General features: G+C 73.1%; 12 protein-coding genes. 3 read left to right on the top strand and 9 right to left on the bottom strand.

The features are described from left to right. Positions 1–83: 83 nt before the first annotated feature. Complete coding sequence (locus ACFO6V_RS00485; RefSeq protein WP_377131040.1) at positions 84–1,187, top strand: hypothetical protein; 1,104 nt, start codon at positions 84–86, stop codon at positions 1,185–1,187. A 4-nt stretch (positions 1,188–1,191) separates the two neighbouring features. Here ACFO6V_RS00485 and ACFO6V_RS00480 read toward each other — a convergent pair whose 3' ends face one another. Continuing rightward, a complete protein-coding gene (locus ACFO6V_RS00480) occupies positions 1,192–2,103 on the bottom strand; it encodes a DMT family transporter (RefSeq protein ID WP_377131038.1) in 912 nt (303 codons plus the stop codon). Positions 2,104–2,547: 444 nt separating this feature from the next. On the opposite strand from ACFO6V_RS00480, the gene ACFO6V_RS00475 reads away from it, so the two are divergent. Beyond that, positions 2,548–4,770, top strand: a complete 2,223-nt coding sequence (locus ACFO6V_RS00475) for an HNH endonuclease (protein ID WP_377131036.1) — start codon at positions 2,548–2,550, stop codon at positions 4,768–4,770. Between the two features lie 268 nt (positions 4,771–5,038). On the opposite strand, the gene ACFO6V_RS00470 is transcribed toward ACFO6V_RS00475, so the two are convergent. Continuing rightward, the gene (locus ACFO6V_RS00470; protein ID WP_377131033.1) at positions 5,039–5,719 is read right to left on the bottom strand and encodes a pyridoxamine 5'-phosphate oxidase family protein; all 681 of its coding nucleotides are present in this window, start codon (positions 5,717–5,719) and stop codon (positions 5,039–5,041) included. A gap of 148 nt (positions 5,720–5,867) precedes the next feature. On the opposite strand from ACFO6V_RS00470, the gene pdxR reads away from it, so the two are divergent. After that, positions 5,868–7,520, top strand: a complete 1,653-nt coding sequence (gene pdxR, locus ACFO6V_RS00465) for a MocR-like pyridoxine biosynthesis transcription factor PdxR (protein ID WP_377131031.1) — start codon at positions 5,868–5,870, stop codon at positions 7,518–7,520. Here the strand turns inward: pdxR and ACFO6V_RS00460 are convergent. The 7 genes from ACFO6V_RS00460 to ACFO6V_RS00430 form a co-directional block, all read right to left on the bottom strand. Next, positions 7,459–9,312, bottom strand: coding sequence for an ABC transporter ATP-binding protein (locus ACFO6V_RS00460; RefSeq protein WP_377131029.1), 1,854 nt, complete (start codon positions 9,310–9,312; stop codon positions 7,459–7,461). The two genes, pdxR and ACFO6V_RS00460, sit on opposite strands and share 62 nt — an antisense overlap. After that, positions 9,309–11,219, bottom strand: coding sequence for an ABC transporter ATP-binding protein (locus ACFO6V_RS00455; protein ID WP_377131027.1), 1,911 nt, complete (start codon positions 11,217–11,219; stop codon positions 9,309–9,311). Before ACFO6V_RS00455 ends, ACFO6V_RS00460 begins: the two co-directional genes overlap by 4 nt. An 88-nt stretch (positions 11,220–11,307) precedes the next feature. Next, positions 11,308–12,135: a dimethylargininase gene (ddaH, locus tag ACFO6V_RS00450; protein WP_377131025.1), complete on the bottom strand. Its 828-nt coding sequence runs from the start codon at positions 12,133–12,135 to the stop codon at positions 11,308–11,310. Further along, on the bottom strand, positions 12,113–14,770 hold the full coding sequence (locus ACFO6V_RS00445) for a GNAT family N-acetyltransferase (protein ID WP_377131023.1): 2,658 nt from the start codon (positions 14,768–14,770) through the stop codon (positions 12,113–12,115). Before ACFO6V_RS00445 ends, ddaH begins: the two co-directional genes overlap by 23 nt. An 8-nt stretch (positions 14,771–14,778) precedes the next feature. Continuing rightward, positions 14,779–17,271, bottom strand: a complete 2,493-nt coding sequence (locus ACFO6V_RS00440) for a GNAT family N-acetyltransferase (RefSeq protein WP_377131021.1) — start codon at positions 17,269–17,271, stop codon at positions 14,779–14,781. Beyond that, on the bottom strand, positions 17,268–18,671 hold the full coding sequence (locus ACFO6V_RS00435) for a lysine N(6)-hydroxylase/L-ornithine N(5)-oxygenase family protein (RefSeq protein WP_377131019.1): 1,404 nt from the start codon (positions 18,669–18,671) through the stop codon (positions 17,268–17,270). Before ACFO6V_RS00435 ends, ACFO6V_RS00440 begins: the two co-directional genes overlap by 4 nt. Continuing rightward, positions 18,668–20,263 carry a pyridoxal phosphate-dependent decarboxylase family protein gene (locus ACFO6V_RS00430; protein ID WP_377131017.1) on the bottom strand — a complete coding sequence of 532 codons (1,596 nt, stop codon included), beginning with the start codon at positions 20,261–20,263 and terminating at the stop codon, positions 18,668–18,670. Before ACFO6V_RS00430 ends, ACFO6V_RS00435 begins: the two co-directional genes overlap by 4 nt. Positions 20,264–20,335 lie beyond the last annotated feature (72 nt).

Here is a 20,335-nt window from a genome sequence, read left to right as displayed (position 1 = left end):
AGGAAAACACTTGCTTTTTTCACCCTAGGCGAATCGTTACGTGTCCGGTACGCCTCTTTTGCTCGGAGTGTGAGCATGGCAACATGCGCAAGGTGCACCTGATCCGAGAATTCGCACCTGACGCCTACGAGTTCGCGCTGTCGTCCTGGTCGTGGATCGGAACCGGTGACAAGACCCCCCGCTTCGCGTCCTGCTTCGGCGACATGTTCCTGGAGTCTCCCGAGGGCTGGTGGTTCCTCGACACGGTGGAGGGCACGCTCGAACGCCGCTGGGACTCCATGGAAGGCATGTTCGCCGAGCTCCAGGGCAGCGACGGCCGCGCCGAGTACCTCCTCGAGGAGACGTTGAACGCGGCCCTCGCACAAGGGCTGCGGCTGGGCGAGGACGAGGTCTTCGCCTTCCTGCCGCCCCCGGCGGTGACGGGCACCATGTCCGTGAGCTCCCTGGCGCCGCTGCGCTTCGCCATCGCCGCGAACCTCGCGGGCCGCATCCACGGCGAGCTGAACGGCGTGCAGCCCGACGCCGGCGCGTCCGCCCTCTTCGCAGCCCAGCGGTACGCAGCCCAGCAAGCAGCGGCTCAGGCGGCTGCGGCGCAGGCCGCCGCCCGGGACCAGGCGGCCAGGGAAGCTGCCTCGCGGGCGGCAGTGGCTCGCGAAGCGGTGGCCCGGCAGGCCGCGGCGCGACAGGCGGCCGCACAGGAGGCTGCTGCGCAACGGGCGGCGGCGCAGCGCGCGGCGGCGGCCCAGGAGGCGGCCGCAGCCCGATCGGCGCAGCAGGCGGCCGCACAGCGAGCGGCCGCGGCCCACGCCGTACCCGCCCAGCGGGTCGCCGCAGCGCCCACGTTCGACGCGCCCAACCCGCAGACCGACCGGTGGCAGCCCGCCGCGCAGCAGGCGATTACCGGCGCCTTCCCCGTCTACCGGCCCGCGCCGGAGCCCGAGTACGCGGACGCCGGCTACGAGCCCCAGTACGCCGCGGGGTCGGAGCTGGACTACACCGGCGGCTACGTCGCCCCGGGCGGGAACGCCGGGTACGACTACGTGGACAACTCCCACACCGCCGACTCCGGGCAGTTCAGCCAGTACATCGCCGACCAGTACAACACCGGCCAGATGGCCGCCATCGACCACACGTCCGTCCCGGCGCGGCAGGGGCCGTACCAGGACGGACGCTGGTCGTACGCCTGAGCCGCTACTCCTCCAGGCCCGCCACGGCGGCCAGGATCAGCACCGACCCGACGACCCCCAGGGGCCCGAGCCGCTCCCCCAGCAGAACCGCGGCCGCGACAGCCGCCGTCACGGGCTCCAGCAGCGTCGCGACGACCGCCGCTCCGCTGCGCGTGGTGCGCAGTCCGGCGTAGAAGAGGCCGTAGGCCAGCGCCATCGTGAAGATCCCGAGATACGCGAGCGTGCCGAGCGCCGTCGGATCGCTCGTGACGAACGGTCCGCCGCCGGCCAGCGCCACGGGGACGAGGCCGACGGCGCCCGCCGTCGTCGCGACCGTCGTCAGGGCGAGCGGGTCCACGTCGCCGGACGCCAGCAGGGTGCTGCCGAGCGCCGTCGTCGCCGCGTAGACGGAGCCAGAGGCGATCGCCAGCAGCAGGCCGAGCACAGGCCGTGGCCCGACGGCGTTCGCGCCCGACGCTGTACCCGACGCCATGCTCACCAGCACGAGGCCGGACAGCGCGGAGCCCACGACGAGCGTCAGCCGGACGGTGCTCCTGGTCGCCGTCCGGCGCCGGGCCCGGACGAGGTCGGCGACCGCGAGGAGGACCGGCGCCAGCCCCAGGCTGACCACCGTCGCGACGGTGACGCCGGCCGTGGCCACCGACCCGAAGTACAGCGCCTGGTAGGCGCCGGTCCCCAGGCCGACGACGACGGCACGGACCGGATGCGCCCGCACGAGCGCCACGAGGTGCGGACCCCTGCGCAGGGCGAGCGAGGCCACGAGCAGCGCGACGGCCGCGATGAGCATGCGGTAGGCGCTGACCGTGAGGACCGACATCGGCGAGTGGTCGCGCAGGATCTCAAGTGCGAGGCCGCCGGTGCCCCAGAGGATTCCGGCGAGGCATACGAAGAGCAGCCCGATACGAGTGGATGACATGTGTGCTCCTGGCCGGCCCCCGCGGGGTCCGGCCCGTTCCGAGGGAATTCCGAGGGCAGGGAATCGTCGCGGAGCACGCCCCAGCACCGGCCCGCGGGGGCCGGTCGTTGTGCCGCTCCGGTCAGACGACCGGGGGCGGCAGGACGGAACGTGTGGGAGTCACGATCGGGATGTTAGCAGCGCTTCTCCGGGCGGTGGTGGAGTGTCCGCCGAGGTGTCCGGCGGGGCCGGGCCGGGTCGGCCGCCCCGGGTCGGTGAGCGTGTCGGTGTCGCTCGGTAGGGTCGTTGGTACTTGCTCATTGGTGCGAGGCACGACCGTTCGACTACCCCGCGCGTGCTGCTGCAGGGGTTATCCACATCTTCGGATCTGGAGATGCGGAACCAAATGATCGAACATATATTCGATTCTAAGAGAGTTCTTGATAGCACGAGGGGGTGAATGAGATGAGCCGAAACACGGACAGCACCGCTGGTCCCGCCGCAGTCGTCGAGGACCTGCTGCGCGATGCGCTGCCCTCTGCGGTCGGCCTGCCTCTCGACGCATCAACGACCACATGCACCCTGACTTGGAACGCGATCCGCCACGACGGCGAAGGCAACCTACCAACCGCCACCGTCACCTGGCCCGGCCACGGCCACGGTCCAACCACGAACGTCCGGAGCACGCCGAGCGCCGTGGCCCCACCGGGCACGTCGGCCGCTGGCGGTGGTCCAGACGATGCGAGCTCGGGCTCACCGGTCCGTGGTGACGAGCCGATCGGCGGTCGCGAGCTGATTACTGTCAATGAGCCCGTCGACGACGACGGGCTCGTCGCTCGCGACGTGCCCGTTGAGGACGGTGGTCTGGTCGGTGGTGACGGCCTGGTCGGTGGTGATGCTGCTGCGGTCGGGCTCGACCACCTGCCCGTCGGCGCCGCTCTGGTCGAGGCCCTGGCAGGTATCGAGGTCGCTGATCTGGCAGACGATGTCCTGCTCGATGCCGCGGCACGCTGGCAGGACCTGATCTCCTGGGCCACCGCGATGCAGTCACGCGCCCTGGGCGAGATCGCACGACGCCGCTCCTGGACCGAGGAACACAACGCCGCCGCAGCCGAGATCAGCGCCCGCCTCCGGATCCCGCAACGCGAGGCGAACAAGCACCTCGCCCGCGGCGCCGGCCTGGCCGAGCACCCCCAGGTCATGAACGCCCTGCACGACGGGCTGATCGACACCGCTAAGGCCGACATCCTCCTGCGCTCCGGCAACCCCCTCACTCACGAGGAACGCGACGAAGCGATCACCCGCTACCTACCAGAGGCACCCGACCGAACCCGTGGGTGGCTGCGGAACAAGATGAACGAGTTCGCCCACCGCCTCAAGGGAACGCTGGAGACGACCAAGCACGCCATGGCCCGCCGCGCGGTCTACCTCGACCCGGCTGACAACACCATGGCCTGGATCAGCGCGAACCTGCCCGCCCCCGACGCCGCAGCCGTCTGGGATGCGATCGAACAAGCCGCCCACACCCTGCGCCGCACCCCGGGCACGACCCGGACCCTGGCCCAGGCCCGCGCCGACGCCCTCGTCGCGATCACCACGGGCCGCATGATCGTCCCACCCCACCCCGAATGCAGCCCCACCACAGACACGACCACAGCCAACGCAGTGGGGATCGAGGCAGCAGGGACAGCAGAAGGATCCGTAGTAGCTGCAGGAGCCTTCGAGGCGGAGACCTTGAACGACGAGGCACTGCCGCGGACCACCGTGCCGGCCACCGGGTGCACCTGCGGCGGCTGCACCTGCGGCGGGACGACGATACGAGTCATCCAGGTCAAGCCCCAGATCCGGATCACGATCCCCGCCACCACGCTCCTGGGCCTGGACAACACGCCCGGACACCTCGAGGGATACGGGCCGATCCCCGCAGACATCGCCGCCCGGATCGCGACCGACGCGACCTGGCAGCGCCTGCTCACCGATCCCACCACCGGGATCCTCACGGACTACTCCACCACGACCTACCAACCCGGCAAGGTCCTGCGCCAAGCGGTCACCGCCCGCGACCAGAGCTGCACCTTCCTGCAGTGTGAGCGATCCGCCTGCTGGGCCGACCTGGACCACATCCAGCCCTTCGACCACGACCTCGATCCCACCAACCAGCCTCCCGGCACTCCTGGGCAGACGCGCGCCACCAACCTGCAACCCCTGTGTCGCGCCCACCACCTCGCCAAGACCCACCACGGCTGGACCCCCGTCCGCGACCCCACCACCGGAACCACGACCTGGACCGCGCCCACCGGACACACCTACACCCGACCGCCCACCCAGACCGGGCAGGTCAGCAACGACATCACCAGCCTGACCGACGACACCCGAGCACGCCTCGGACAACCACCACCCAACCAGCAACCCATCGCTGAACGACCCGCCACCGCAGGATCGAGGACCACCGAGCGACCCAGAACTGAACGGCCCACCACCGCAAGGTCGACGACCGCCGAGCAGCCCACCACCGCAGGATCGACAACTGCCCAGCGACCCACCACCGAACGTCGACCCACCGCAGGATCGACGACTGACGGGTCGAACAGCACAGAGATCACCGCGTCGGCCACTGAACGGTCGTCGGTCGAACCACCGACTACCGAGCAGCGTCTGCGCCGCTTCCCCGACGAGCCACCCTTCTGAGGTGTGGCACCGCAGATCTGCAAGCCCACTCTGGAAGGTCGCTCGGGCAGCTGCTCAGCAGGCCAGCTGTCTGCTCGGGGTCGCCACCAGTCCGCCTGGGCACTGAGCGCGGCCAGTCAGACGAGTCGTCACACGGCGGGCAGGCGGCGGTCGGGCGGTCAGGCGGTCAGGCGAAGAAGGCGGTCAGGCGAAGAAGCCCAACAGCCCCCGAGGAGGAGCCTCCGACCCCGTCGCGCGTCGACGTCATGCACGGGCCTCGGCGGGCACTTCACGCCTGGCCGAGCTCCGCCGCGCGGCGCAGGACCAGCTCCGGCACCGGGTCGGACACGTAGTCCTCGGTCACGGGCGCCGACGCGACGCGGCGCACGGGGACGAGCCCTGCCCAGCCCGTCAGGTCCAGGTCCCCCGGCTCGAGCGAGGCGCCGCCCGTTCGCTGCTTCATCGAGGCCTCGGCCAGCGGCAGCGCGATGACAGCCGTCGCCGCGAGCTCCTTGCGCGTCGCGGGCGGAAGGGTCGCCGCCCGGCCGGGCATCATGTGGTCGACGACGAGGTCGAGCGCCCGGCGCCGTTCCTCCAGGTCGGTCACCTGGCGGGGTCGCCCGATCACGACCGCCGACCGGTAGTTCATCGAGTGGTGGAATCCGGTCCGCGCCAGGACCAGGCCGTCCAGCTCCGTCACGGTCACGCAGATGTCCTGCTCCAGGGCCGGGGCGAGCCAGCCGGCGGCGACCGACCCGTGCAGGTAGAGCGAACCACCGTCGTCGGGCCCGGCTGCATCGACGGCGAAGGCCGTCGGCAGCACCACCGGATGCCCACCGGCGACGACGCCCAGGTGCGCCACGAGCGCGTCCGAGAGCAGCGCCATGAGCTGACGCCGGTCCTCGACCTGGCGGTTGCGGCCGCGGGTCGGCGTGGTGCGTGGGGTCGGGGAGAGCTGCTGCGTCGTCATGCCGCTAGCCTGGCCCGGAAGTGGCCGGTGGACACGGGCCAGTTTGCCGCGATTCAAACAAGCCACTTGCACGCGCCCAGCCCCAGCCCCAGCCCCAGCCCCAGCCCCAGCCCCAGCCCCAGCCCCAGCCCCAGCCGGAGAAGACCTCATGCTCCCCGTCCGTCTCGACCGCGCCCGCCCCGAGCCGCTTCCCGCACAGCTGGCCGGCGCCGTCCGCGCGCTGGTGACCGGAGGCACGCTCACCGCGGGTGACCGTCTGCCCTCCAGCCGTGCCCTGGCGGCCGACCTGGGCGTGGCGCGCGCCGTCGTCGAGCAGGCGTATGACCAGCTCCTGGCCGAAGCCTGGGTGGAGACGCGCCGCGGGTCGGGTACGTACGTGGCGTCCGGCGGGGCGCTTCCGCCGGCCGTGAGCACGACGCACGCACGCGCATCTGCCCACGCACCCGCACCCGCACCCGAACCGGCAGCGCCACACGCCTCCGCTCCCCCGACCCGTCCCAGAACACGGCCCAGAACCCGAACCGGAACCGGAACCCGGCCCCAGCCGGCCACCCGCGAGCCGCAGCTCGTCCGCCTCGACGCCGGGACGCCCTGGATCGACCCCCGGCACCTCGCCGGCTGGCGGCGCGCCTGGCGCGAGGTCTCCGTCGCGGCCGCGCCGCGGGGCTATCCCGACCCGCGCGGCCTCCCCGACCTCCGCGAAGCGCTCGCCGAGCGGCTCGCCCGCACCCGCGGCGTGCAGGTACAGCCCGACGAGATCCTGGTCACCGCCGGCTCGACCGACGGCCTGCGGCAGCTCCTGGGGGCGTTGCCGCCGGGGGACGTCCTCGTCGAGGACCCCGGGTACCGCGCGGCCGTCGAGATGGTCCGGGCGGCCGGGCGCGGCGTCGTCGACCATCCTGGCCTCGAGCCCGTCACGGACCTGGCCGGCTGCGCCGCCGCCTACGTCACGCCCGCACACCAGCACCCGCTGGGCCGGGTCATGCCGGCCGCCGACCGGCTCGCTCTGCTGGCGGCGGCCCGGGAGGCGCGCGCGGTGGTGGTTGAGGACGACTACGACTCGGAGTTCCGGTACGACGTCGCCCCCGTGCCCGCCCTCGCGGCCCTCGACCGGTCGCGGGTCGCCTACCTGGGCACCGCCTCGAAGTCGGTGAGCCCGAGCCTGCGGCTGGGCTGGCTCGTCGCGCCGCCGGAGATCCACGAACGCCTGGTCCGACGCCGTACGGTCACCCACGACACCCCGCCGTGGCCCACCCAGCGCGCCATGCTCACCCTGCTGCGCGACGGCTGGGCCGACAAGGTGGTGCGCACCGCCCGCCGGGTCTACGCGGACCGGGCGCCGCGCGTGGCGTCCGCCATGGCGTCGCACGCCGAGCTCGCGGGCCCGCTGGCGGGGATGTACTCGACCTGGCTCACGGACCCGGCGGCGGCCGAGCGGGCACGCGCGGCAGGGCGTGCCGCCGGCTTCGACGTCCCGCTCCTCGCCGACTACTGCCGCAGCGCCCGCCTGACGGGGCTGGTGCTCGGCTTCGGCGGGGTGACCGACGCCGAGCTCGACCGGGCGCTCGAGGCGATCATCAACGGCCTGACCGACGGGCCAGGTGCTGACGCTGCCAGCGGGCGGGCAGCCACGGGGGCCTCCCCTTTGAGGTCTGACGTTCTCCGTACTGAAACGTCTCAGAACGGAGACCGTCAGACTTCGAAGGAGGGAGTCGAGGCGGTCGACGCGGCAAGCCCCGTCAGACCAGCGAGTCCCGCCACGCCGCGTGCAGCCGGGCGTACCGGCCGTCGCCCGCGATGAGCTCGGCAGGGCTGCCGTCCTCCACGATCCGACCGTGCTCCATCACCAGCACCCGGTCGGCGATCGCCACCGTGGACAGCCGGTGCGCGATGATGATGGCCGTCCGGTCCGCGAGCAGCGTCTGCAGGCCGCGCTGCACGAGCCGCTCGCCGGGCATGTCGAGCGAGGACGTCGCCTCGTCGAGCACGAGCACCGCCGGGTCGGCCAGGAACGCCCGGGCGAACGACAGCAGCTGCCGCTGACCGGCCGAGACCCGCCCGCCGCGCTTGTTCACGTCGGTGTCGTACCCGTCGGGCATGCCCAGCACGAACTCGTGCGCGCCCACCGCCCGGGCGGCGGCCTCTATCTCCTCCTGGGTGGCGTCCGGCCGGCCGAGCGCGATGTTCTCCCGCACCGACCCGCTGAACAGGTACGCCTCCTGGGTCACCATGACGACGGCGCGGCGCAGGTCGGCCGAGGCCAGGTCGCGCACGTCGACGCCGTCCAGGCGCACCGCACCCTCCGACGCGTCGTAGAACCTGGTCACCAGCTTGGCCACCGTCGACTTGCCGGCCCCCGTGGTCCCGACCACCGCGACGGTCTGCCCGGCGGGGATCGTGAGGTCCAGGTCGGGCAGCACCACCGGGCCGTCCCCGTACCGGAACCGCACGTGGTCCAGGCGCAGCTCGCCCCGAGCCCGCCCGCCGTCCGCCAGCGGCAGCGGCGTCGGGTGCGCGGGCTCGGTGACGGTCGGCTCCTCGGACAGCAGGCCAGAGACCTTCTCGAGCGCCGCGGTCGCCGACTGGAACGAGTTGTAGAACATGCCGAGCTGCTGCACCGGCTGGAAGAACCGCTTGCAGTAGAGCAGCACGGCCGCCAGCGCACCCACGGCCAGCGTGCCATCCAGGACGCGCCAGCCGCCGACCGCGAGCGCGGCCACCACCGTCATGTTGCCGATCAGGATGAGTCCCGGCTGGAACCGGCCGTTGACGCCGAAGATCTGCAGGTTGGCGTCGCGGTAGTCCTCGCCGAGCGTGCGGTAGTCCGCCTCGGTGGTCGGCTCACGGCGGAACGCCTGCACGGCGCGCATGCCCGTCATCGTCTCGACGAACTTCACGATGAGCCGGGCCGACGCCGTCCGCTGCTCCCGGTAGAACCGCTGCGACATGCGCTGGAACCAGCGGGTGAGCAGCCAGGCGGGGACGAACGCGACGGCGAGCACCAGGCCGGACCGCCAGTCGATGAGCAGCAGGCTCACGAAGGTGAACAGCATGAGCAGCAGGGAGGAGACGACGCCGGTCAGGCCGCCGTCGAGCAGCTCGCGCAGCGCCTCCAGGTCGGAGGTCTGCCGGGAGATGATCCGGCCCGACGTGTACGACTCGTGGAACTCCAGCGACAGGCGCTGGGTCTGGCGGAACACGCGGCGGCGCAGGTCGAGCAGCACCGCCTGGGCGATGCGGGCCGCCGCCCGGATGTAGGCGCCCGCCGCGACGCCGCCCAGCACGGCCGCGACGAGGTAGCCGGCGCCGATGAGGACCAGCGGCGTCGCCGAACCGTCGCGGAGTGCGGGTACCGCTCGGTCGATCGCCTCGGCCACGAGCCACGGCCCCGCGACCACGCCGAGCGTCGATGCCACGACCAGTACGGCGGCCCAGGCCAGGGCCTTCTTGTGCGGGCGCAGCAGGTCGCCCAGCAGGCGCATCGACCGGCGCCGGACGCTGCGCGAGGTCTCCTTGTTGAGGCGGGTCTCGTCGTCCGCAGCGGCGTCGGTGGGCCGACGGCGGGTGGTGGTCGGCTCGGTGGCGGCGGTCATGACAGCGCCTCCTGGCTCTGGTCGGAGGTGTGCTGGTCGGAGCTTCCCGGGGCCGGGCAGTGCGGATCGTTCGCCACGTAGTCGTCCTCGAGGCTCGAGATGATGTAGCGGTAGTGCGGGTCGCTCGCGAGCAGGTCGTGGTGCGTCCCGACGGCGGTGACCCGGCCGCCCTGGAGCACGGCCACCCGGTCGGCGAGGGCGACCGTCGACGGCCGGTGCGCGATGACGAGCGTCGTCGTGGCGTCGAGCACGTCCCTCAGGCGGGCCGTGACCGCTTCCTCGGTGGTGACGTCGAGCGCGGAGAGCGGGTCGTCGAGCACGAGCACCCGCGGCCGGGCGGCGATGGCGCGGGCCAGCGCCAGTCGCTGCCGCTGGCCCCCGGACAGCGACAGACCCTCCTCGCCGATGCGCGTGTCGACGCCCTCGGGCAGCTCGGCGACGAACTGCGCCTGCGCCACCTCCAGCGCCTGGGTCAGGAGCGCCTCGCGCTCGGCCGCCGACAGGGTGTCGGGGACGCCGAGCAGCACGTTCTCGCGCACGGACGCCGAGAACAGCGTGGGGTCCTCGAACGCGACGGCGACCCGTTCGCGCACCTGTGCGCGGGTCAGGTCCCGGACGTCGACGCCGTCGACCTCGACCACGCCGTCGGTCACGTCGAAGAGCCGGGGCGGGAGCATCGCGAGCGTCGACTTGCCGGATCCGGTCAGCCCGACCAGGGCGGTGGTGGTGCCGGGCGGCAGCTCCAGGTCGACGTGGTCGAGCACGGGGCGGACGGCGTCGTCGTACCGGAAGGTGACGTCGCGGAACACGACGTGGCCGCCGGCCTGCCCGGCCACGCCGGGGGTGACCGCGGGGAGGTCGGCGGGCGTCGCCGGGTCGGTCAGCGGGTTCTCGGTCTCCATGACCTCGAAGTACCGGTCGACGGCGGTGCGCGCGTTGAGCGTCATCGACAGGGTCATCCCGAGGTCGACGACGGGGCCGTTGATGACCTGGGCCGTGGCGAAGAACGCGACCAGGGCGCCGAGCGTCATGTCGCCCTGGGCCACCAGGTAGGCGCCCACCACGAGCGCCACGGCCTGCGTGACCTCCGGGATGGTGCGCAGGGCGGTGGTCAGGCCGGCGTCGGTCGTGGCCTTGCGGATCTCGGTCTCGCGCAGCCCCTCCGCCTGGTCGGTGAACTGGTCCAGCGCGTCCGGCCCGCGGCCGAAGGCCTTGAGCACGCGGATGCCGTGCACGGACTCCTCGACGGTGGTGGCGAGGTCGCCGGACTGGTCCTGGGAGAGCCGCGAGATCTTGCGGTACCTGCTGGAGAACCGGAAGGCCAGGATGGTCACCGGGATCGACCCGCACAGGAAGATGATGCCGAGCCAGCCGCCCGTGGCGACGAGCAGGGCGACACCCACGATGATGGTCACGACGCTGACCACGAGCTGCAGGATGCCGAACACGAGCCAGCGGCGGAGCAGGCCGAGGTCGCCCATGATGCGGCTCAGCAGCTGTCCGCCGGGCCAGCGGTCGTGGAACGCGATGGGCAGGTCCTGCAGGTGCGTGAAGAGGGCCATCCGCATCCCGGCCTCGACCCGCGTACCCGGGAACATCACCAGGGTGCGGCGCAGCAGGATGAGCCCGGCCTCCCCCACGCCGAGCACGGCGATGAGGACGACGGACCAGGCCAGGCCCGACCAGTCGTGCTCACGCACGCCCTCGGTGAGCGGGCCGTCGGTGACCCACCGGAGCACGGCGGGGATGGCGAGCGCCATGAGGCTGGCGCCGAGCGACGCGACCAGCCCGCCGGCCAGGCGGGGCAGGGCGGTGCGGACGTAGGGGTGGAGACGACGGATCGAGGCGAAGGTGCTGCGCTCGGACGATGGATCGGATCGATTCGAACTATCGGCTGTTTGAGGCATCGGATCCATTATCCCGCCGCCCGCAAGTTGTTAGTTTGGGTAAGCACCTTGTTGGAGTGTGACCTGCGTCACGCTCTCTCAACGACCCTCAGCGCACCCGCACCGACAGGCAGGTCACGCACCCCTCGAGCTTCTCGAACTCCGTGACGGGCGTGGTGAGCACCGTCAGCCCGCGCCCCCGCAGCAGCTCGGTGGTGGCGGGCGCGGCCGCGGACATCAGCACCGTGGACTCGTCCAGCACGACGACGGCGCTCCCCTCCGCCTCGGGAACCGGCACGAACGCGTCGAACACGCCGGGGTCCTCGACGAGGGGCGCGTACCCGATGACCGTGCCGTCGGGCAGCGCGGTCACCGCGGACTTCAGGTGCAGCGCCCGGGTCACGGGCACCTCGACCACGCGCCACCCGCGCGGCTCGAGCAGCGCCCGGAGCTGGGCGGCCCCTTCGGCGTTCGTGCGCGCCGTGCGGCCGACGTACGCGGTGCGGCCCACCTTGAGGACGTCGCCGCCCTCCAGCGTGCCCGGGTCCGTGATCTGCGCGAGCTCCGTCACCACCGCCTCGACCGCGGGCCGCACCGACGCCACCTCGTCGCGCCGGGTCAGCGCCCCCGGCCGGGTCAGGACCGCCAGGTCGTCGAACACGACCACCGCGTCCTCCACGAAGACCCCGTCGGGGTGCGCCTCGGCCGCCGGCACCGCGCGCACGTCCCAGCCGTACCCGCGGAACACCTCCACGTACCGCTGCCACTGCGCGGCCGCCAGGTCCGCATCGACGGGGACGCGTTCCAGGTGGGTGAGCTCGCCGTCGGCCAGGCGGGCCGACGGCGGGCGGACGAGCAGGGTGCGCCGGGGGCGCCCGGCCGGCCCGGCAGCACTCTGCTCAGCGGCGGTCTGTTCAGTGGTCGGTTCGTTCGCCATTCGGCGACGTTAGCGGACCACCCGCCCCCCCGGCCGCGTCCTCGCGCCTCAGGTACGCCATCCGGGCCACCTTGGGACCCTGCGGCGACTCGTACGACACCCGCTCGCCCGCGGTGAAACCCATGGCGATCATCCGACGAAAAGCCTTCTCGTTGTTCGCGTCGGGCTCGCCGACCAGCCGTCGGGTACCCGGCCCGGCGAAGAGGAACTCGTGCAGGGCCGGCCCGAGCACGGTCCACGGGTTGTCGGGCCGGCCGTGCCGCGCGTCGGGCCCGCGGCTCCCGAGGAAGAAGTGCATGCCGAGGTCGCCCGGCTGGACGTCGTACGCGGTGGCGATCGGGTCGTACTCGGGGAGGTACGCCTGCAGGAGCACCACGGGCTCGCCGTCCCACCGCACCAGGTAGGCGTGATGCGTCGGCAGGGACTCGACGAACGCGTAGGTGTCCCGCACCTCGTCCCGCGTGTGGTCGCCCATGCCCCAGAAACCGGCCCGCGGCTGGGTGAACCAGCCGTGCAGCATGTCGGCGTCGGCTTCGGGATCGAGCATGTGCACGGTGACGAGGCCGGCCGCACCGAAGTCGCGGCGCCACACCTCCGCCCCGCGCGGACCGTTCAGCAGCCGCAGCGTCGTGTCCGCGGGGTGCAGCCGGTCCCAGTCGGTGACGACGGGGGAGGTGACGGCGTCGGCCCAGGTGGCGTGCTGGTCGTCGAAGTGGGGGCTGCCGGGGCGGCCGTCGGCGCCGAAGGGCACTCCCCAGCGGCTGTTGGCGCGGTCCGCCAGGTCCCAGACGTAGCGCGCGACGGAGCCGCGGTAGGCGGTGGCCGCCACGCCCGGCGATCCGCCGGTGCAGCGGACCGTGTCGTTGTTCCCGGAGACGGGCGCCGGGGTCACGCCGGCCGCCGGGTCACCCGGGCCAGGTACCGGGTGCAGCGGGGCGGGGACGTGCAGCTCGCCCCAGGTGGGCTCGCTGGTCTGCCCGACAGCGGAAAACGCCCCCTCGGCGGCCACCTCGGCCAGCGCCGCGCGCGCTTCGGCCGCGGAGTCGATCCGCAGCCAGTCGGCGCCGAGGATGTTGGCGAGCCCGGCCCCGACCGCCGTCGGCACGTCGAAGACACCGCCGAGCACCGGGGCGAAGGACGGGTCCTGCCCGTGCGGCTCGTGCAGTGGCGCGAGCACGGGGTGCCGGGCGAGGCGGTGCGTCAGGGTGTCCCGCCACCGCATGTACAGGGCGGCGTCGGTCGAGCCGGCGTCGACGTGGGCGCCGTCAGCGACCCAGGCGCGCATGCGGACGGCGGCCGGCGAGGCGTCGTCGGCGAGGTGCGCGACGAGTCCGGGCGCGCCCAGGTCGCGGGTGTCGCCGTGGATCCGCGCCTGAGTCGCCGGCGACTCCGGGACGGTCGCCGCGGCGAGCAGCTGCCGGATCCGCTCCGCCCGGTGCGGCGCGTACGACCAGCCGAGGTCGTGCGCCTCGCGGCCGGGCCGGACGTCCCGCGGGCCGAGACCCGGGCGGCCGTCCAGCTCGGCGGGCGGCTGGGTGACCGGCCGCTCGTTCGCGTCGACGGCGACCTGGGTCACCGCTACCGGCGCGGGCAGCTCCACGTACCCGTCGGCGGGCTTGGCGGCGGACAGCGCGCGGTCGGCGGCGGCGGGGACCTTGCCCGCCGTCATGCTGAGCACCTCGCCGGTGCTGTCCGCGGCGAGGACCCGGTTGACCGGGTCCACCCAGCCGCTGAACGCCTCGGCGACGTCGTGAGCGGTGCGGGCGTGCAGCAGGGCGCGCCAGGACGCGACGCCGGCGTCGGCCAGCTCGCGAGCCGGCCAGTGCAGGTGCCAGCCGTCGGCGCCGGCGCTGTCCGCGCCGTCGGCGACGACCTCGACATGGTGCGCGATGGCGTTGGTGATGCCCCACGCGACGGTGCCGGCGTGCCCGAAGTGCGGGATGCCGGGCACCCCGGGGAAGGCGAACCCGAGCACGTCGTACGGCGCGGCCGGGTCGGTGCAGGCGAGCCGGACCTGCTGGTAGGGGCCGGGGAGCTCGAGCGTGCGGTGCGGGTCCCCCGCGACGAGCGGGCTGCCCGACGAGGTGTTCGAGCCGTGCACCGCCCATGCGTTCGAGCCGGAGCTCGGCCCGGCGTCCGCCGCGAACAGGCCGAGCACCTGCTCCAGCGGCACGCCCGGCACGTGCAGGTGCCTGGCGACGTGCTCGCGCCACAGGATGCTCGGGAACCCGTTGAACAGCACGTGCGCCGTGAGGAACACCCCGATCGGCGTCCACGGCTGCCAGGGCTCGTGCGGCACGCCGACCAGCTCCGGCACGTCCCGCCCGCCGGCGAGCAGGCCGGCGCTCACGCCGTCGGCGTACGCGGTGAGCCACTCCTGCTCGGGCCGGTCCAGGGCGTCGTAGATCTCGCGGGCCGTGGCGGCCAGGCGCTCCCGGGCCGCGAACCGGTCCCAGGCGTCGCCCGCCGCGCCGGCGATCTCTGCGTACCGCTCCTCGGCCCGCATCCGGTCGGCCTCGACCTGCAGGCCGCGGTCCTGTGCGGTCACCCAGCCCTGGCCGTAGGCCAGCGCGGTCTCGGAGGCGGCCCGCACGTGCGGGATGCCGAGGTCGTCACGGAACAGGTCAAACTCCACGTTCCCCATCATCTCTCGGTTCTTCGTTCTGCTTGACGGCCCGCCGGGTTGGCCAGGGTGCCCGCATAGATCAGCGACTCCGACTGGTTGGTCAGGTCGACCATCTGGAGGGTGTTGCGCAGCTGCAGCCGGTTGAGGCACGAGTGCGCGAAGCGCGCGGCCCGCAGGTCGATCCCGAGCCCCGGCCCGCGGCCACCCCCGGGAACGGCCACGGCCGGGTGCTCCGCGGCGTGCCGGTCGATGGTCTCGGCGACGAGCGCCCAGAAGCGGTCCTCGCCCAGCACGCCGTCCTCGGCGAGGATGCCGGACAGGTGGCGCAGCACGCCGTCGAACACGTCGGTGAAGATCGCGAGCGCCTTCTCCTCGTCGTCGACCACCTCGCGGATGCGTTCGATCCGGTCGGGCAGGGGCTGGTCGCCGAGGACCACCACCTCCTCGCCGATGTCCTTCATGACGGCGCGGCGGACCACGCCGTCGTGCAGGACGAGGATGAGGTTCTCGCCGTGGGGCATGAACGCCAGCTCGTAGGTCACCAGGCAGTGCACGAGCGGGTACAGGTAGGCGTCGAGGTAGGCGCGCAGCCACTGCTCCGGCGCGATGCCCGACTCGCGGACCAGGGCGGTGGCGAACGCCGTGCCGCTCGCGTCCCGGTGCAGCAGGCTCGCCATGGTCACCAGCCGCTCGCCGGCGGCGAGGCGCGGTACGGGCGACTCGCGCCAGAGGGCGGCGAGCATCTTGCGGTGCGCGTTGGGCTGGGGCGTGCGGTGGTAGACGTCGCCCGTGTAGCCGATGGACGCGACCTCGCGCAGGACGCTGAACCCGGCGCTCTGCAGGGTCGCGTCATTCGTGACCAGGTCGGCCACCCAGTCGTTGATCGACGGCGTGGCGCGCATGTAGGCGGGCGACAGGCCGCGCAGGAACCCCATGTTCTGGATGGCGAGCGCGACCTTGACGTAGTGCCGTTCGGGGCGCGTGCGGTTGAACATGGTGCGGATCGACTGCTGCGGCTGGTACTCGTCCGAGCCGGGGCCGAGCGGCACGAGGTCGCCGCGGGCGACGTCGGCGGCGAAGGTGATCGCGACGCGGTGCTCCCACTGCCAGGGGTGCACGGGCAGGTACAGGTAGTCCGCGGGGTCCAGGCCGCGCGCGGCGAGCCGGTCGGCGAAGGCCGTGCGCTCGGCGTCGGACAGCTCGGCGCCGTAGTGGCCCTGCTCGCTCTGGTCGGCGGCGAGCGCGAGGTGGGTGTGCTCGCGGCGGGCGGCGAGCCACAGCATGCGCATGCGGGCGCCGCGTTCGGGGGCGTAGGCGCGGTAGTCGCTCAGGGAGAAGCCGATGCGGCCGTTGTTCGCGACGAAGCCGGGGTGGCCCTCGGACATGGCTGCCTCGACCTGCTGGAAGGCCTCGGCGGCGGACCGGGTGCCGGACGCCGTCCGCATCGCCTCGAGCAGGCCGCTCACCGACGGGGTGTGCCCGTCGAGCTCGCGCTCCCGCTTCGCGGCCGCGCTGGCCAGGGTGGAGGAGAGCTCTTCGAGGTAGGTCGCGAGCATGGCGTCGGGCACCTGCAGGAGGGGCTGCAGCTCGGCGACCAGCTCGAGCGCGTCGACGGGCAGCTCGACGTCGCCGCGCATCCCCGCGGTGGCCGTACGGCGGATCGACGCCGGGTCGACCACCCAGTGCTCCAGGGCGTACCGGCGGGCGGTGTACCGGTAGGTGACGCCGTCCAGCGCGAGGCGGAAGCCGTCCGCCGGGGCGCCGGGGGCGTCGTCGGGCTCCGGCTGGAACAGCCGCTCGTGCGCGAGCTCGGCGAGCGCCTTGGCCGCGAGGTGCCGGTGGGCGTGCTCCATGTGGTCGGCGGTGAGGTGGCTGGCGAGCAGGTCCGAGCCGGGGAGCGGGCCGTCGCCCAGGGCGGACGCCGCGAAGTCGGCCCGGGTGGCGACGCTCAGCGCGGCGCGCTTGGCGTGCGCGCCGCGGCCGAGGTCCAGCTCGCGCAGGACGCGGAAGCCCGCGGCGGCGTTCTTGTCGGCGATCTTCCGGTTGCCGACGTCGGGCTCGACGACGACGCGGGTGGCCCCCTGGCCACCCCCGTCGGGCGAGGCGTCGGTGAGGCAGAACCGCATGACCGCCGTCATGACGGCGTCGGTCATGCCGTGGCGCGGGTTGACGGGCGGGGCCACCAGCAGGTGCATGCCGAGGTCGCCGGGCAGGGCGTCGTGGACGTCCGCGAGCAGGACGTGCGCGGGGTCGTACGTCTCGGTCATGAAGACGGGCTCGCCGTCGAGGCGGCCGAGCCAGGCGGCCTCGTGCGGGCCGGCCTGGACGCCGGCGAGGTATTCGCGCACCTCGTCGACGCGCAGCTCTGCCATCTGCCAGTACGACGCGGCGGGGTGCGCGAGCCAGCCCTGGACGAGCTCGGCGTCGCGGTCCGGGACTATCGGCTCGATGGTGATCTCGCCGAGCCGGGTGGTCGTGGTGAACGTGTGCACGGTCGTCGGGGCGGTCACCGGGCGGCCTCCATCTCGTCGGGCTGGCTGGCGGTCGTCTCGGCCCTGGGATCGGCGGAGACCGGCAGGCCGAACTGCTGGAACGCGATCCGGCGCTCCGTCGCGTACGGCTCGCGGCCCGTGACGTTAGCGAGGATCACGGAGTTGCGCCAGGGTCCGAACCCGAGGTCGGGTGCGGTGACGCCGTGGGTGTGCTCCTCGCCGCCCACGACATGGATCCGCCGGTCGTCGTCGACCGTGTAGTCGCGGGCGACGGCAAACCGGCCGCGGTGGTCGAGGTTGCCCAGGCCGGGCGCCAGGAAGCCGGGCGCCGTCGGGGCGTAGCCGGTGGCGACGACGAGCGCCCGGGTGCGGTGCTCCGCCGTCGTGCCGAGCTGGGCGTGCCGCAGGGTCAGGACGTACTCGCCGGCCCCGCCCGCGCCGTCGGCGTCGAACCGGGCGGCGGTCACCTCGGTGTCGGACAGCAGCGTGGTCGGCACCTCGGCACCGAGCGCGGACTTGCGGTAGAGGGTGTCGTAGATGTCGTCGATCAGGTCGCCGCTGATCCCCTTGTAGAGGTTGCGCTGCTCGCGCGCCAGGACGTCGCGCTGCTCGATGGGCAGGGACACGTAGTGGTCGGTGTACTCGGGAGACGTCATCTCGAGCGTCAGCTTCGTGTACTCCATCGGGAAGAACCGCGGTGAGCGGGTCACCCAGTCCACGCGGTGCTCCCCCGCCCCGGTGCCGCAGCCGTCCAGCAGGTCGCGGTACACCTCGGCGGCGGACTGCCCGCTGCCGACGACCGTCACGGAGCCGGACGCCGCCAGCTGAGCGCGGTGCGGCAGGTAGTCGCTGGTGTGCACCACGGGCCCCGCGCCCTCCAGGCCCTGGAGGTGAGCGGGCAGGCGCGGCTGCGTCCCGGTGCCGAGCACGATGTGCTTGGCACAGTATTTCTCGACATGCCTCTCGACCCCGTGGCCGGTCTCGGCAGTCACCTCGAACACGTAGCCGCCGTCCGCCGATGCCGGGTCCGCGACCCGGACGACGCTCGTGACGCGCCGCCCCCAGCGCAGCGCCGGCAGCTGCTCCGCGACCCAGCGGCAGTACTGGTCGTACTCGGCCCGCAGCGGGTAGAACGACTCACGGATGTAGAACTGGTACAGCCGCCCCGTCGCCTTGAGCCACGCCAGGAACGAGTACGGCGACGTCGGGTCCGCCATCGTCACCAGGTCGGCCAGGAACGGCACCTGCAGCGTCGTGCCCTCGATGAGCATCCCGGCGTGCCAGGAGAACCCGTCGCGCTGGTCGAGGAACACCGCCTCGACGTCGTCGAGGGGGTCCGCGAGCGCCGCGAGGCCGAGGCCGAACGGGCCGATCCCGATCCCGAGCAGGTCATAGGTGGTGGTCGGGGCGGCGGTCATCGCTGTTCTCCGTCGGCATGCAGGTCGGTACGGGCCAGTCGCGGGTGCACGTCGCGGCACGGCGGCTCGTCTGCATCCAGCAGCGCCTCCCCCGCGAGCAGTCCGTGCGCGGCCGAGCGGACGAGCTCGAGCACGCCGCGGATGTCGGCGAGCGTCGCGTCGGGGTTGAGCAGCGTGAGCTTGAGGCAGGGGCGGCCGTCGATGACGGTCTTGGCGACCAGGGCGCGGCCCGAGTCGAACAGCACGCGCCGCACCTGCGGCACCAGGGCGTCCGCGCGTGCGGCGTCGAGCCCCTCGGGCTGGTAGCGGAACAGGACGGTGGAGAGCTGGGTGGTCCCGACGACCCGGAAGTCGTGGTCGGTCGCGAGGTCCTGGTGCACAGCGGCGGCCAGGTCGCACACGGCGTCGACCATCGCGCCGACGCCGTCCGCGCCCAGGGCGCGCAGCGTGACCCAGAGCTTGAGCGCGTCGAACCGGCGGGTCGTCTGCAGGGACTTGTCGACCTGGTTGGGCTCCGCGTTCTCCTCCGGGTTGAGGTAGTCGGCGTGCCAGGCGACGGGGGCGAGGTCGGCCCGCTCCCGGACGACGAGCGCGCTGGAGGACACGGGCTGGAAGAACGACTTGTGGAAGTCGACGGTGACGCTACGGGCGCGCTCGATGCCGTCCAGCAGGTGACGGCGGCGCGGGCTCACCAGCAGCCCGCAGCCGTACGCGGCGTCGACGTGCAGCCAGGTGCCGACGGCGTCGCACAGGTCGGCGATCGGGTCGAGGGGGTCGATGCAGCCGCGGTCGGTGGTCCCGGCGGTCGCGACGACGGCGATCACCGTGTCGCCGGTGCGCTCGATGTCGACGAGGGTCTGGGCCAGGGCGTCCGGGCTCATGCGGCCATCGGAGTCGGTGCCGACGGTGACCACAGCGGAGTCCGGCAGGCCGAGCAGCAGGGCGGACTTGGCGATGCTGAAGTGGCTGACCGCGGTGGCGAGGATGCGCATGGACTCCAGCCGGGTCCCGTTGCGGCGAGACTTCTCGCGCGCCAGGAACAGGGCCTGGAAGTTGGACTGGGTGCCGCCGGACGTGAAGATGCCGTCGGCGACCGCCGCGTCGTCCTCCGCGCCCACCGCGAAGCCGATGCGGCCGGCGGTCCACTCGACCAGGCGGCGCTCCATGAAGGTGGCGACGGTGGACTGGTCGTAGGTGTCGACCGAGGTGTTGATGGCAGCGAGCATCGTCTCGGCCCCGATCGCGGGCAGCGCCACCGGGCAGTTCAGGTGCGCCGTGTACGTGGGCTCGTGGAACCAGATCGCGTGCTGCGCGTACAGGTCGCCGGCCTCGCGCAGCGCCTCCCGGGTGCCGGACGGCGGGCCGTCCAGGTCCACGGCGTCCACCAGGGCGCGCAGCTCGGAGCGGCTGGCGCCGGAGAACGGCTGCGTGACGGCGGCGAGCCGGGCGGCGACGTCGTCGGCGACCTCGCGGATCGTGTCCGCATAGACGCTCGCGGTGGCCCCGCGCAACAGTGCTGTCGTGTCGTGGCTCGCGCCCGGGACGGGCGTCGTGGTCGCTGGCTGCGTCGCTGCGGGCAGGCGTGAGGGCATGCGGAAGGCTCCTCGAAAAAGGGATGGGGAAGGTACCGGCGTAGTACTGCCACGCCGCCCGGAAGGGGCGGC

The sequence above is a fragment of the Promicromonospora alba genome, assembly GCF_042654905.1.
Lineage (GTDB): Bacteria > Actinomycetota > Actinomycetes > Actinomycetales > Cellulomonadaceae > Promicromonospora > Promicromonospora alba.
This window is presented reverse-complemented; position numbering and strand designations above follow the sequence as displayed.

Bases quoted from the DNA above. Each gene is read 5' to 3' on its own strand.
- pdxR (WP_377131031.1), top strand. From the start codon at position 5,868: ATGCTCCCCGTCCGTCTCGACCGCGCCCGCCCCGAGCCGCTTCCCGCA.
- ACFO6V_RS00455 (WP_377131027.1), bottom strand. From the start codon at position 11,219: ATGCCTCAAACAGCCGATAGTTCGAATCGATCCGATCCATCGTCCGAG.
- ACFO6V_RS00480 (WP_377131038.1), bottom strand. From the start codon at position 2,103: ATGTCATCCACTCGTATCGGGCTGCTCTTCGTATGCCTCGCCGGAATC.
- ACFO6V_RS00460 (WP_377131029.1), bottom strand. From the start codon at position 9,312: ATGACCGCCGCCACCGAGCCGACCACCACCCGCCGTCGGCCCACCGAC.
- ddaH (WP_377131025.1), bottom strand. From the start codon at position 12,135: ATGGCGAACGAACCGACCACTGAACAGACCGCCGCTGAGCAGAGTGCT.
- ACFO6V_RS00435 (WP_377131019.1), bottom strand. From the start codon at position 18,671: ATGACCGCCGCCCCGACCACCACCTATGACCTGCTCGGGATCGGGATC.
- ACFO6V_RS00470 (WP_377131033.1), bottom strand. From the start codon at position 5,719: ATGACGACGCAGCAGCTCTCCCCGACCCCACGCACCACGCCGACCCGC.
- ACFO6V_RS00430 (WP_377131017.1), bottom strand. From the start codon at position 20,263: ATGCCCTCACGCCTGCCCGCAGCGACGCAGCCAGCGACCACGACGCCC.
- ACFO6V_RS00485 (WP_377131040.1), top strand. From the start codon at position 84: ATGCGCAAGGTGCACCTGATCCGAGAATTCGCACCTGACGCCTACGAG.
- ACFO6V_RS00475 (WP_377131036.1), top strand. From the start codon at position 2,548: ATGAGCCGAAACACGGACAGCACCGCTGGTCCCGCCGCAGTCGTCGAG.